The 12,089-nt window shown below is 62.7% G+C and carries 12 protein-coding genes; 4 read left to right on the top strand and 8 right to left on the bottom strand.

The genetic code is table 11. From position 1 onward, the window contains the following. Positions 1-3: 3 nt before the first annotated feature. The 8 genes from PMI21_RS17310 to PMI21_RS17275 all read right to left on the bottom strand — a co-directional run bounded on the left by PMI21_RS17310 (position 4) and on the right by PMI21_RS17275 (position 7,120). Entirely contained in the window at positions 4-2,121 is a 2,118-nt protein-coding gene (locus PMI21_RS17310) for a TonB-dependent copper receptor (RefSeq protein ID WP_007937166.1), read from the bottom strand. A gap of 84 nt (positions 2,122-2,205) precedes the next feature. Next, a complete protein-coding gene (locus PMI21_RS17305) occupies positions 2,206-2,664 on the bottom strand; it encodes a DUF2946 domain-containing protein (RefSeq protein WP_033063951.1) in 459 nt (152 codons plus the stop codon). A gap of 21 nt (positions 2,665-2,685) precedes the next feature. After that, positions 2,686-3,165, bottom strand: coding sequence for a copper chaperone PCu(A)C (locus PMI21_RS17300; RefSeq protein ID WP_007937168.1), 480 nt, complete (start codon positions 3,163-3,165; stop codon positions 2,686-2,688). A gap of 48 nt (positions 3,166-3,213) precedes the next feature. Further along, positions 3,214-3,612, bottom strand: coding sequence for a DUF2946 domain-containing protein (locus PMI21_RS17295; protein ID WP_007937169.1), 399 nt, complete (start codon positions 3,610-3,612; stop codon positions 3,214-3,216). A 48-nt stretch (positions 3,613-3,660) separates the two neighbouring features. Further along, positions 3,661-3,972 (bottom strand): hypothetical protein, encoded by a 312-nt coding sequence (locus PMI21_RS17290; protein ID WP_007937170.1) that lies wholly within the window; start codon positions 3,970-3,972, stop codon positions 3,661-3,663. 127 nt (positions 3,973-4,099) lie between these two features. Beyond that, a complete protein-coding gene (locus PMI21_RS17285) occupies positions 4,100-4,822 on the bottom strand; it encodes a cobalt-precorrin-6A reductase (protein ID WP_007937171.1) in 723 nt (240 codons plus the stop codon). Next, positions 4,819-5,916 (bottom strand): cobalt-precorrin-5B (C(1))-methyltransferase, encoded by a 1,098-nt coding sequence (locus PMI21_RS17280; RefSeq protein WP_007937173.1) that lies wholly within the window; start codon positions 5,914-5,916, stop codon positions 4,819-4,821. Before PMI21_RS17280 ends, PMI21_RS17285 begins: the two co-directional genes overlap by 4 nt. Beyond that, positions 5,909-7,120, bottom strand: coding sequence for a bifunctional cobalt-precorrin-7 (C(5))-methyltransferase/cobalt-precorrin-6B (C(15))-methyltransferase (locus PMI21_RS17275; protein WP_007937175.1), 1,212 nt, complete (start codon positions 7,118-7,120; stop codon positions 5,909-5,911). Before PMI21_RS17275 ends, PMI21_RS17280 begins: the two co-directional genes overlap by 8 nt. A 144-nt stretch (positions 7,121-7,264) precedes the next feature. Here PMI21_RS17275 and cobG point away from each other — a divergent pair, with 144 nt between their 5' ends. The 4 genes from cobG to cobJ are packed head-to-tail and all read left to right on the top strand — an operon-like array spanning position 7,265 to position 11,616. Further along, positions 7,265-8,566 carry a precorrin-3B synthase gene (gene cobG / locus PMI21_RS17270; protein WP_033063953.1) on the top strand — a complete coding sequence of 434 codons (1,302 nt, stop codon included), beginning with the start codon at positions 7,265-7,267 and terminating at the stop codon, positions 8,564-8,566. Beyond that, positions 8,559-9,185, top strand: a complete 627-nt coding sequence (locus PMI21_RS17265; RefSeq protein ID WP_007937188.1) for a precorrin-8X methylmutase — start codon at positions 8,559-8,561, stop codon at positions 9,183-9,185. The genes cobG and PMI21_RS17265 overlap by 8 nt, the downstream gene beginning before the upstream one ends. Beyond that, a complete protein-coding gene (locus PMI21_RS17260) occupies positions 9,185-9,916 on the top strand; it encodes a precorrin-2 C(20)-methyltransferase (RefSeq protein WP_033063954.1) in 732 nt (243 codons plus the stop codon). Before PMI21_RS17265 ends, PMI21_RS17260 begins: the two co-directional genes overlap by 1 nt. Next, positions 9,916-11,616, top strand: coding sequence for a precorrin-3B C(17)-methyltransferase (cobJ, locus tag PMI21_RS17255; protein ID WP_007937193.1), 1,701 nt, complete (start codon positions 9,916-9,918; stop codon positions 11,614-11,616). Before PMI21_RS17260 ends, cobJ begins: the two co-directional genes overlap by 1 nt. Positions 11,617-12,089 lie beyond the last annotated feature (473 nt).

Here is a 12,089-nt window from a genome sequence, read left to right on the forward strand (position 1 = left end):
CTCTTAGAAACTCATGTCGACCTTGGTCCAGAGCGTGCGCCCCGGTTCGTTGATGGCTTGCGGATCATTGGCCGGGAAGCCGAAACCGGCGTTGCCGGCAAGGTTCAAGTGTTCGGCGTAGGCCTTGCCAAACAAGTTGTCGACGCCGCTGCTGACCTTCCAGTTCTTATTGATCCGGTATGCGCCGTTAAGCGAGAACACGCCAAAACCCGAGCTCTTGTCGAAGTCTTTGCCGACCACGTTGCCCTTGTTCTGGTCGATGCGGTTCTGCGTCGCGACCACCCGCCACAAGGCGCCGGCGCTCCAGTTGTCTGCGCTGTAGGTCAGGCCGAAACGCGCATCCAGCGGTGGCATCTGCGGCAGGGCAGTGCCGTCGCTGCTGTTCTTGCCCCAGGCGTAGGCCAGGGTCGCGTCGGCTTTCCAGTTGGTCGTCAGCTTGTAGGCCGCACCGAGTTCGCCGCCCATGATTCGCGCGTCGATGTTCTCGGCTTGCGAGGTCATGCCCATCATTCCCGGCGTGTAGTTGAACAGGATGTAGTCACGCACCTGCCCGACGTAACCCGAGGCCCAGGCTTCGAGGTCTGCGGTCTTGTATTGCAGGCCGAAGTCGAGCTGGGTGGTTTTTTCCGGCTTGATCGAGTCGAACGCATTCACCGAACCGGCAGGGCCGGACTTGGGTGAAAACAGCTCCCAGTAATCCGGGAAACGCTGGGCATGGCCGAGGCCCGCATACAGCGTGGTCGGGCTGTCGGCCAGGTCATGCTCGTAACGCACGAAACCGCTGGGCAGTGTGTCGGCGCGGGTGTCATCGGCGGTCGGGTTGGGGCGGGCCATCATCCCGGAGCCGATGGTCTGCCGATAATCCTTGGCCGAAGCGCGGTCCAGTCGTGCGCCGGTGATCAGTCGATCACTGTCGGCGGCGTACCAGGTCAGTTCGCTGAACACGCCGTAGTTGTGGAAGTCGGCGTCTTTTTCGCGGGGCACATCCTTGTAGGTGTCGACGCCCATGGCGCTGCGTCGGCGGTGCTCGTTGGTCTGCGCATCCAGGCCACTGATCAGCTGCACATCGGCCCAGCGCCAAGTGGCTTTAATCCGCGCACCGAGGGTCCGGCGGTCGACGTTGGAAGCCATCGGGCCGGCCATCATCCCGGTGCCAGACGGCGTGCGCAGGGTGTAGTTGTCCATCACGTGGTCGGCGTAGTTGTAGTAGACCTGCGCCTCGACCTTATCCAGCACCTCACCGATGTTCGACTGCTCGAAGCGCAGGCCGAGGCTTTCGCGCAAGAACTGCGAACCGTCCATGCCGCGCCCGGCGTAACGGGCTTCGCCGTCGCCCTTGCCGGCGGTCAGTTCCAGCAGGGTATCGGCGTTCGGGGTCCAGCCGAGCGCTACATCACCGTTCCACTTGTCGTAGCGCGAGGGCACGGTGTCGTTGTTGCCGTCCTTGTAGTCATCGGAATGCGCGGTGTTGCCGATCACGCGCACGTAACCCAGCGGCCCGCCGGCAGCGGCGTCCAGCACTTTGTCGAAGCGGCCGTTGGAGCCGGCCAATACGCTGGCATTCACCCGGGTACCGAGTTCGCCGAAGCTTTCCGGTTCTCGGTCGAACAGGATGGTGCCGGCCGATGCACCGGGGCCCCAGAGCACGGTTTGCGGGCCTTTGATCACGGTGAGTTTGTCGTAGGTTTCCGGTGAAATGTACGAGGTCGGCGCGTCCATCCGGCCGGGGCAGGCGCCGAGCATCATGCCGCCGTTGGTGAGGATATTCAGGCGCGAGCCGAACATGCCGCGCAGCACCGGATCGCCGTTGGTGCCGCCGTTGCGCACCAGGGCGAAGCCAGGGATGGTTTTCAGATAATCGCCACCGTCGCTGGCCGGCACCGGTTGGCGTGGGTCCTTGGGGTTGGTGACCACGGTCAGCGGCGAGCTCGGCGCGATGGCGGTGATCACCGTCGGGCTCAGTTCTTCGGTGTGGCCGGCGTGTTCATCAGCCAGCACCATTGGAGTCAGCAGCAAGCCGCAAAGAGCGGCGGTGGCCTGCCTGAGGCGAACGCGGGATGGGTTCAGGGCAAAAAAAGCCTGGGCAGCGCCCAAACGTGTGTCAGCAGAAAACCTGGACATGACAATTTCCATCGAACAGTCGTAAACGACACGGCCGGCAGCCTGCGGCTGTCTTCTAAACCGTGTGAGATCGGAGGTGGGTGTTTACGCGACGATGGGCGGGGCGCGGGTGCGGGCGCCGGGGAAGAAGGGTTGCCGGGCGTGGCCCAGGCGGGTGGAGGGTGTGGTGAAGGTGGTGGCGGGCGGTGTGTCGAACGCGGTGAATGAAGCGCCACTGGTGAGCGCCGGGCAATTGAACAGCAGGCTGCAATAGCCGCATTTTTCCCACAGCGCGTGATGCTCGGCTGTCGGCCGGCAGTGTTCGGCGGCGGGTTGTGCGTCGTGGTCGGCATGCTCCATCGCCGACATGTCCATGCTCATGTCCATCGACATGTTCATGGACATGTTTGTAGAAGCAGGCGCGCGCGAATCCATCGGCATCGACTGAGAAATCAGCGGGCCGATAAAGATCATCAGCATGGCGAACAGGCTGATCCAGCTGCCGCGGGTCAGGCTCATTGGCTGACGGCGGTGCACGGATGGCCTGGCGCTATGCGGGCGCATAGGCGTTTTCAACGGGGGCGATTACTGGGCGTGCATGTGCTCTTGCATGCCGTCCGGTGCCTTTTTCTGCACCGAGACCTCGACCGTCACATCGCCGGACTTCTCGAAGTGCATCGTCAGCGGGAAGCGCTTGCCGTCGCTCAACTGGCTGCGGTCTTTCAACTCCAGCAGCATCACGTGGTACGCCATCGGCGCGAAGGTAACTTCGCCGCCAGCCGGAATCTCGACGCTGGGCACTTGCTGCATTTTCATCAGGTCGTTTTGCATTACATGTTCGTGCAGCTCGGCCTTGCCGGATATCGGCGATCCGACGCTGAGCAGTCGGTCAGCGGTTTTGCCCTTGTTGTGAATCACGAAATACGCCGCGACGGTGGGCGCATTGGGCGGCAGCTCCTGCGACCACGGATGGGCGATCTCAAGTTCGCCAACCTTGTACTCGTGGGCATTGGCAAAACAGGCAGGCAGCAGCAACACAGCCAGGACGATGAGTTTGTTCAACATGGCAGTTCTCCAGAACGATTCAAAACGCAGGTCAATTGCGAGAAGGAATCACACCAGAGGGGACGCGCGGGGGTTGAGACTGGGCCATTGCTGGCGCGGTGTCGGTGTGTCGAGCGTGGCAGGCGGCACGCTTCGATTGGCGTCGAATCGTGCGTAATACAATTGCGGCGCATGCCCCGGCAACGCCACCAACGGCGCGGAGCCCGAGCAACACCAGCAATGCTGCATGTTGGAATGATCGTCGTTCTGCGGCGTTTTCTGTTCGATGTCGCCCAGGGAAATCGCCACCAGCTTCGTGCCGCTGGAAGAGCAGAAGCTGCCCCACAACAACTGCTCGGCAGGTGATTTCGCCGTTTGGGCCATCGCTCCGGACATCGGCATGGCGAGCATGTTGAACAGCACTGCAAAGCAGGCGATCCAGGCAAATGCGAGCCGTTGTCGGGACATGGGACAGATCCGTTTGAGTGGGCGATCAGGCGCGGCTATTTAGCCTGATCAGGGGCGATAAGTAAAAAGACCGCGTGCGGTGTGGTGTCGCAGCGCGTCAGTCAGCATACCGAGCAGCCGGCGCGCAAGCTCAGCCTCGCCGTTTTGAAAGAGTGTAGCGACTTCGACTCTTAATGCTTGCGCGAATTGAGGGTCACTTTGGATTCTTGCCCGGATTGTGTGTTTGACATCTCTGAGCGCTACACGATTGAAGCTTCCATCGCCTGAGTCTTCCTCTTCGCAGGCCTTGATGTAGTGCCACATATCGGCAGGCGTCAGGAGAAACTCAGTGATATCGAAGCGAGTGAATTTTTCAGTCATCCGCCATTCCCCGTTACATGGGTGGGGCTTGAAATATGAGGGTTGGGTTGTGAGCCCACAAGTCAGTCGATTTGGATGATGTTGTGCGTTAGGTCCGATGGATATGTAGGGGGGTGCACATTTTCTGCTACAGGTTTTGTGTGAGGGCCGCTAAAACCTCAGTCACAGACCAAAACTCCCGCTCAACCCCCGGCAACACCGGCCGCTTCAACACCAACACTGGCACTCCACGTTCCCGCGCCACTTCCAGTTTCGGCTCGGTGGCGGTGCTGCCGCTGTTCTTGCTGATCAGCACGTCGATCCGCCGTCGCTCGAACAACGCGTGTTCGTCCTCGATCAGAAACGGCCCACGCGCGCCGATCACTTCGCAGCGCTCGTTGCCCGGATAAACGTCCAGTGCACGCAACGTCCAGAATTGCTCCGGCGGGATTTCGTGCAGGTGCTGCAATGGCTCGCGACCGAGGGTGAACAGCGGTCGGCGAAAGGGTTTCAGCGCTTCGATCAGCTCGCCCCAGTCGCTGACTTCGCGCCAGTCATCTGTGGCTTGTGGCTGCCAGGCCGGACGGCGCAAGGCCCAGCAGGCAATGCCGCTCAACTTCGCGGCGGTGGCGGCGTTGTGGCTGATGCGGGCCGCGTAGGGGTGGGTCGCATCCAGCAGCAGGTCAATGCCTTCGTCACGAATGAACTGCGCCAGACCTTCGGCGCCGCCATAGCCGCCAACGCGGACCTGGCAGTTCAGATCGGTCGGCACCCGACCGACACCGGCCAGGCTATAGATGTGCTCCGGGCCCAGGGTTCGGGCGATGGCCAGGGCCTCAGTGACGCCGCCAAGCAACAACACACGCTTCATTGAAAAACTCCCGCGTGGCCGACGATCCCGCCCTGGCGATCGATGGCGAACACTTCGACCTGAACCTGCGCCGGCACCACGCTGCGGGCAAAGTCGAGGGCGTGCTGACACACCGCGTCGCCGAGGGCGATCCCGGCGGCGCTGGCCATGGCCAAGGCTTGCTGACTGGTATTGGCGTCGCGGATCGCCTGTTGCAACGCCGCATCGGCACCGACCGCCGCGGCCCATTCGGCCAGTTGCGGCAGGTCGATGCTTGAATGCCGACTGTGCAAATCCATGTGCCCGGCCGCCAGTTTGCTGATCTTGCCGAAGCCGCCGCACAGGCTGAGTTTATCCACAGGCACTTTGCGCAAGTGCTTGAGTACCGCACCGACGAAGTCGCCCATTTCGATCAGGGCGATTTCCGGCAAGTCGTAGACCCGGCGCATGGTGTCTTCGCTGGCGTTGCCAGTGCACGCGGCGATGTGCAGGTAGCCATTGGTTTTGGCGACGTCGATGCCCTGGTGGATCGAGGCGATGTAGGCGGCGCAGGAGAATGGCCGGACGATGCCGCTGGTGCCGAGGATCGACAAGCCGCCGAGAATGCCCAGCCGTGGGTTCATGGTTTTCAGCGCCAGGGCTTCGCCGTCCTCGACGTTTACCGTGACCTCGAAGCCGCCCTGGTAATTCAGTTCCTCGGCCAGCAACGTCAGGTGATCAGTGATCATCTTGCGCGGCACCGGGTTGATCGCCGGTTCGCCGACGTTCAGCACCAGCCCGGGCCGGGTGACGGTGCCGACACCACGGCCGGCGCTGAAGCGGATGCCCGGTTCGCTGTGCAGGCGCACCTGGGAAAACAGCAGGGCGCCGTGGGTCACGTCGGGGTCGTCGCCGGCGTCCTTGATCGTTCCGGCTTCGGCACCGTCGTCCGTCAGCCGACAGAATTCCAGGCGCATCTGCACCCGTTTGCCTTTGGGCAGAATGATTTCGACGGCGTCCGCTTCCACGCCGCCGAGCAGCAGGCGGGCGGCTGCGAGGCTGGTGGCGGTGGCGCAGCTGCCGGTGGTCAGGCCGCTGCGCAGCGGGGCGGGTTGTTCGGCGGTTTCGTCACGCATCGAGGGGTTTCGTCACATCCAGCAAGGTAATCGGCAGCGCCTGACGCCAGGTATCGAACTCGCCCAACGGTTGCGCCTGGGCGACGTGAATGCGGGTCAGCTCACCGCCATGCCGTTCACGCCAGGCCATCAAGGTCACTTCGCTTTGCAGGGTCACGGCGTTGGCGATCAACCGGCCACCGGGTTTGAGCTGGGCCCAGCAAGTGTCGAGCACGCCTTCGCGAGTGACGCCACCACCGATAAATATCGCGTCCGGGCGTTCGAGCCCGCTCAGGGCTTGCGGAGCACTGCCGCGAATCAGTTGCAGGCCGGGCACGCCCAGGGCATCGCGGTTGTGTTCGATCAACGACTGCCGTCCCTCATCCGCTTCGATGGCCAGCGCCCGGCAACTCGGGTGAGCGCGCATCCATTCGATGCCGATCGAACCGCTGCCGGCGCCGACGTCCCACAGCAGTTCGCCGGGGACCGGGGCGAGGCGCGCAAGGGTGATGGCGCGTACATCGCGTTTAGTTAGTTGGCCGTCGTGCTGGAAAGCGGAGTCTGGCAGGCCGGCCAATCGGGACAAGCGCGGTGTGTTCGGTTCAGCAATGCATTCAATGGCGATCAGGTTCAGATCGGCGATCACCGGGTCGCTCCAGTCGTTGGCGACGCCCTCGATGCGTCGTTCGGTTTCACCGCCCAGATGTTCCAACACGGTGAGGCGACTCGGTCCGAAACCGCGCTCACGCAGTAGCGCCGCGATGGCCGCCGGACTCTGGCCGTCGTTGCTCAGCACCAGCAAACGCACACCACTGAACACATGGGCGTTGAGCGCGGCGACGGGGCGGGCGACCACCGACAGCGTCACCGCATCCTGCAACGGCCAGCCCAGGCGAGCGGCTGCCAGCGATACGGAAGAGGGGGCGGGCAGGATCAGCATTTCTGTGGCGGGCAGTTGCCGCGCCAGGCTGGCACCGACGCCGAAGAACATCGGATCGCCGCTGGCCAGCACACACACCGGCTCGCCACGCAGCGCCAGTACCGGCTCGAGGGTAAACGGACTGGGCCAGGGCTGGCGTTCGCCGCGAATGCACACGGGCAACAAATCCAGTTGCCGCTGGCCGCCGAAGATCCGCGAAGCGCCCAGCAGGGCATGGCGGGCATTCTTGCCCAGGCCCTTGAAGCCGTCTTCACCGATACCTACTACTGTCAGCCAGGGCGACATCTGCAGTCCTCAAAAAAATGCCTTAAAGGGGGGGTTCCGACGGGCAGGCTTTTCATGCCGTCGGACAAAGCAGGCATAATACCGCGCCTTCGCCCGCGAAGCGCCTTTCCCACACTGCCGGTCGCCCCTTTGAACGAACGCCCGATGTCCACCGCCTTACGCCCCTCGGCCTGCCCGGGGTTGCTGCGCATCGTCCCGGCGCTGGATGGCGGCATCTGTCGGATCAAATTGACCGGCGGCTCGATCAACGCTGCCCAGGCTGAAGCGGTGGCCAGCGCAGCCGAACGGTTTGCCGGGGGCGTGATCGAGGCGACCAACCGCGCCAACCTGCAGATTCGCGGGATTGGCAGTGAGCAGACGGCACTCATCGACAGCCTGCTCGCTGCAGGGTTGGGCCCGAGCACCGCAGCGGGTGACGATGTGCGCAATTTGATGCTCAGCCCGGCCGCCGGGATTGATCGGCACATGCTCTTCGACACGCGTGCGCTCGCGCAGCAGATCCTCGCCACCCTGCAAAGCCACGAACGTTTCCACGAACTCAGTGCCAAGTTTGCCGTGCAACTGGATGGCGGCGAGGCGTTGGCGATGCTCGAACACCCGCATGATTTGTGGTTGTCTGCTGCTGAGCAAGAGGGCGAACAGTTGCTGGCATTCGGACTGGCGGGTTGCCCCACGGACAGGCCCGCAGGCGCGGTTTCACTCGAGCAGGGGCACGCGCTGGTGGTTGCGGTGCTGGAGTTGTTTCTCGACCTGGCGCGTCCCGATCAAACACGGATGCGTCATTTGCTGGCCGAATACCCGCTCGCAGAGTTTCTTGCTCGCCTGGCCGAGCAGGTGCGCTTGAAGTCGATTTCCGATTGGCAGCGTTCACCGAGTCCGGACGTGCTGCACATCGGCGCTCATCCGCAACGTGAAATCGAGTATGTCTACATCGGCGCCGTACCTCCTTTGGGACGACTCGACCCCGCCATGCTCAGAGGCGCGGCACAACTGGCGCGCGAGTTCGGCGATTCGAGCCTGCGTTTCACCCCATGGCAAAGTCTGTTGCTGCCCACGGTTCAAAAAGAGCAGGTGCCCGAAGTCATTCGGCGCCTGGAACAACTGGGCCTGCTGTGCAAGGCCGATCAGCCCTTGTCACGGTTGATCGCCTGCACCGGTTCCGCTGGCTGCGCTAAAGGCCTGGCCGATACCAAGCGCGACGCCGTGCAATTGGCCGCGCTGTTGCCGCGTCACGATCAAGCAGTGCATTTGTCCGGCTGCCGGCGTTCCTGCGCCGCCGCCCATGTGGCGCCCGTCACTTTGCTGGCTGTCGCCCCCGGTCACTACGACCTCTATCTTCGCGATGCAGCGCAGCCGGGTTTCGGCACGCTGCACGCACACAACCTTACTATTGAAGCGGTCGCAGCCTTGCTCGACGCCCGCTCACGGAGCGCCCTTGATGCTTGATTACATCCGCGACGGTCAGGAGATCTATCGCAACTCCTTCGCGATCATTCGCGCCGAGGCCAACCTTGCGCGTATTCCGGCCGATCTGGAGAAACTCGCCGTGCGGGTGATCCACGCCTGCGGCATGGTCGAGGCCATCGACGGGCTACAGTTTTCCGAAGGCGCCGGCAAGGCCGGGCGTGATGCGCTGGCCGCCGGTGCGCCGATTCTGTGCGATGCGCGGATGGTCAGTGAAGGCGTGACCCGCGCGCGTCTGCCGGCCAATAACCCAGTGATTTGCACCCTGCGCGACGACAGCGTGCCGGAGCTTGCCCGTGAGCTGGGCAACACCCGTTCCGCTGCCGCGCTGGAGCTGTGGCGCCCGCACCTGGAAGGCAGCGTGGTGGTAATCGGCAATGCACCGACCGCACTGTTTTATCTGTTGGAAATGCTCGATGCCGGCGCGCCGAAACCCGCGCTGATCCTCGGCTTCCCGGTGGGCTTCGTCGGCGCCGCCGAATCCAAGGCGATGCTCGCGGCGGACAGCCGTGGCGTGCCTTTCGTCATCATGCAAGGCCGGCTGGGCGGTAGCGCCATGGCCGCCGCCGCTGTCAACGCCCTCGCCACGGAGATCGAATGATGCAGCAACCTGGACGTTTGATTGGCCTGGGCGTCGGCCCCGGTGATCCGGAACTGATTACCGTCAAAGCCTTGCGCCTGCTGCGTGAATCGCCGGTGGTGGCGTACTTCGTCGCCAAGGGCAAGAAGGGCAATGCGTTCGGCATCATCGAAGCGCATCTGCAGGATGCACAGACCCTGTTGCCGCTGGTTTACCCGGTGACCACCGAAGCGTTGCCAGCACCGTTGTCGTACGAACAAGTGATCAGCGATTTCTACGATGCGGCCGGCGAAGAACTCGCTGCGCATCTGGATGCGGGCCGTGACGTGGCGGTGATCTGCGAAGGCGATCCGTTCTTCTACGGCTCTTACATGTACCTGCACGATCGTCTGGCCGAGCGCTACGAAGCTGAAGTCGTGCCGGGTGTCTGCTCGATGCTCGGTGGCGCGTCGGTACTCGGTGCGCCGCTGGTGTATCGCAATCAGAGCCTGTCGGTGTTGTCGGGTGTGTTGCCTCACGACGACCTCAAACGGCGACTGGCCGACGCCGATGCGGCGGTGATCATGAAACTGGGGCGCAACTTTCCCAAGGTCCGCCAGGTGCTGGAAGAGCTCGGTCTGGCGCAGCGTGCGCTGTACGTGGAGCGCGCGACCATGGCTAATCAGAAGATCGTACCGCTGGATCAGGTCGAGCCGATGTCCTCGCCGTATTTCTCGCTGATCATCGTTCCCGGTGAAAGGTGGCAAGGCTGATGGCCCATTCCACTCCGGCGATTGTCATTCTCGGTAATGGCAGCCTCGCGACCGCACGCAAGATTGCACGGCTATACCCCGGCGCGCTGATCCATGGACTGGCCGAACGGGTCGAAGGCGCGGATCGTGTTTATCACGAGTTCGGCGCGACCCTGCGTGAGCTTTATCAACAGGACACGCCGATCATCGCCCTGTGCGCGGCAGGGATCGTAATTCGCACTCTGGCGCCGTTGCTGCTGGAAAAAGGCGCCGAACCGCCGGTGCTGGCCGTGGCTGAGGACGGCAGCGCGGTGGTGCCGTTGCTCGGAGGCCTCGGCGGGGTGAACGTCATGGCGCGCGAGATCGCCGCCGGCCTTGACGTCGCGGCGGCGATCACCACCAGCGGTGAATTGCGCTTCGGCACTTGTCTGCTCAATCCACCGAGCGGTTATGCCCTGGGTGATCTGGAACTGGGCAAGCGCTTCGTCTCGGATTTGCTCGCAGGTCAAAGCGTGCGCGTTGAAGGGGCTGCGCCGTGGCTTGATCAGGCACAGTTACCGGAAGATCCCCAGGCTCGGTTGTCGATTCATGTCGGCAGTGCCGAGCGCACGCCTGCGGCCAATGAATTGATGATCTACCCGCGCAGCGTGCTGGTGGCGGTGAGCGCCGAGGTGGCGGACCTGCCGAGCGCCGTTCGAATGGCTTTGCATCAGGCGAAAATCGCTGTGCAATCGCTGGCGTGCCTGTTGGCCAGCGACTTGGACATGGCCAACCCTGCGTTGCGCGAAGCGGCGCTTGAGCTGGGCGTGCCACTGCGGTTTGCGTCGGTCAGCGGCGTCAGCGAGTTGGCCCGCCACACCGTACCGCACGCTACCGTCGTGACGGCGGATAGCGGGATCGCCATCGCAGTGGCCAGTCAGCCACTGGAACTTGCGCAGATCGGTCGTGCGCGCGGTCGGTTGGCCGTGATCGGCCTGGGCCCTGGCGCTGCCGAACTGATGGTGCCGGCGGTCAAGGCCGAACTGGCGCGCGCTAATGACGTGCTCGGTTATGAAACCTACGTACGTATGGCCGGGCCATTTCGCGACGATCAGGTGTTGCACTGCACCGACAATCGCGAAGAAATGCAGCGTGCCCGCCACGCCTTTGAACTGGCGGCCCAAGGGCGGTCGGTGGTGGTGGTTTCGTCCGGGGATCCGGGCGTGTTCGCCATGGCGGCGGCGGTACTCGAGGCGTTGCACGAGTCGAGTGAGCCCGCATGGCACAGCGTCGATCTGGAGATTCTTCCGGGTGTCTCCGCGTCCCTGGCAACGGCGGCTCAGGCCGGTGCTCCGTTGGGCCATGATTTCTGTGTGATGTCGCTGTCGGACAACCTCAAGCCTTGGGCAATTATCGAGAAGCGTCTGGATTTGGCGTCTCAGGCCGACCTGGCGCTGGCGTTCTACAACCCGATCTCGCGGTCGCGCCCTTGGCAACTGGGCCGGGCACTGGAGATCGTCGCGCAACACCGCACCGCTGAAACGCCGGTGGTGCTGGGTCGCGACATTGGCCGCCCGGGCCAGACTTTGCGCGTTATCACTTTGGGGCAGCTGACCCCGGATCAGGTGGATATGCGCACCATGGTGCTGATCGGCTCTTCCACCACCTGCGAGTTCCCGCGTGCCGAGGGTGGCAAGTGGGTGTATACGCCTCGCTGGTACGGCGACAAGCCAGCCGGGTAAGCCATGGCGGCCAGATCTGCTGGCCGCAATCCCCCCTTCGATGCGTAGGATTTTTCACCGTGCATCCACAGAAAGATGCTCGGATACCCGCCGTACATTAACCGGGTGCGTCTGGAACGTTTTTGCGGGCGCATCAGGCAATTCACTATCCGGCTCATTATGTTCTGAAGCAACCGACGCAGGCCGTTTGGTTCAAGGTCGTGCGCAGTTTGTTAATAGCCGTTTCTGTCAAAGATAAAAGTTACATTTGTTTTTCTAGCTTAAGTGTAATTAATTGATTGGCTGTTCGATTGAGGTTGTTGTTTTTATCGCTTGGTGTTTTTTGAGTGCGGCGACTTAAACAGGGTCTGTGTTATCTGCTGCTTTGCCAGATGCAGCATTGAACCGCTAAATAGGTTGATAAGAACATCGTCAATTTCAGAGTCTTCAGCGCTGGTTTAAATATTAATTCAGGTTCGCAATCGTCGATGGAC

Source organism: Pseudomonas sp. GM18, from assembly GCF_000282195.1.
Classification (GTDB): Bacteria; Pseudomonadota; Gammaproteobacteria; order Pseudomonadales; family Pseudomonadaceae; genus Aquipseudomonas.

Excerpts from the sequence above, each read along its gene's own strand:
- PMI21_RS17265 (WP_007937188.1), top strand. The coding sequence starts at position 8,559 with ATGCTTGATTACATCCGCGACGGTCAGGAGATCTATCGCAACTCCTTC.
- PMI21_RS17290 (WP_007937170.1), bottom strand. The coding sequence starts at position 3,972 with ATGACTGAAAAATTCACTCGCTTCGATATCACTGAGTTTCTCCTGACG.
- PMI21_RS17260 (WP_033063954.1), top strand. The coding sequence starts at position 9,185 with ATGCAGCAACCTGGACGTTTGATTGGCCTGGGCGTCGGCCCCGGTGAT.
- PMI21_RS17310 (WP_007937166.1), bottom strand. The coding sequence starts at position 2,121 with ATGTCCAGGTTTTCTGCTGACACACGTTTGGGCGCTGCCCAGGCTTTT.
- cobG (WP_033063953.1), top strand. The coding sequence starts at position 7,265 with ATGTCCACCGCCTTACGCCCCTCGGCCTGCCCGGGGTTGCTGCGCATC.
- PMI21_RS17275 (WP_007937175.1), bottom strand. The coding sequence starts at position 7,120 with ATGTCGCCCTGGCTGACAGTAGTAGGTATCGGTGAAGACGGCTTCAAG.
- cobJ (WP_007937193.1), top strand. The coding sequence starts at position 9,916 with ATGGCCCATTCCACTCCGGCGATTGTCATTCTCGGTAATGGCAGCCTC.
- PMI21_RS17300 (WP_007937168.1), bottom strand. The coding sequence starts at position 3,165 with ATGTTGAACAAACTCATCGTCCTGGCTGTGTTGCTGCTGCCTGCCTGT.
- PMI21_RS17285 (WP_007937171.1), bottom strand. The coding sequence starts at position 4,822 with ATGAAGCGTGTGTTGTTGCTTGGCGGCGTCACTGAGGCCCTGGCCATC.
- PMI21_RS17295 (WP_007937169.1), bottom strand. The coding sequence starts at position 3,612 with ATGTCCCGACAACGGCTCGCATTTGCCTGGATCGCCTGCTTTGCAGTG.
- PMI21_RS17305 (WP_033063951.1), bottom strand. The coding sequence starts at position 2,664 with ATGCGCCCGCATAGCGCCAGGCCATCCGTGCACCGCCGTCAGCCAATG.
- PMI21_RS17280 (WP_007937173.1), bottom strand. The coding sequence starts at position 5,916 with ATGCGTGACGAAACCGCCGAACAACCCGCCCCGCTGCGCAGCGGCCTG.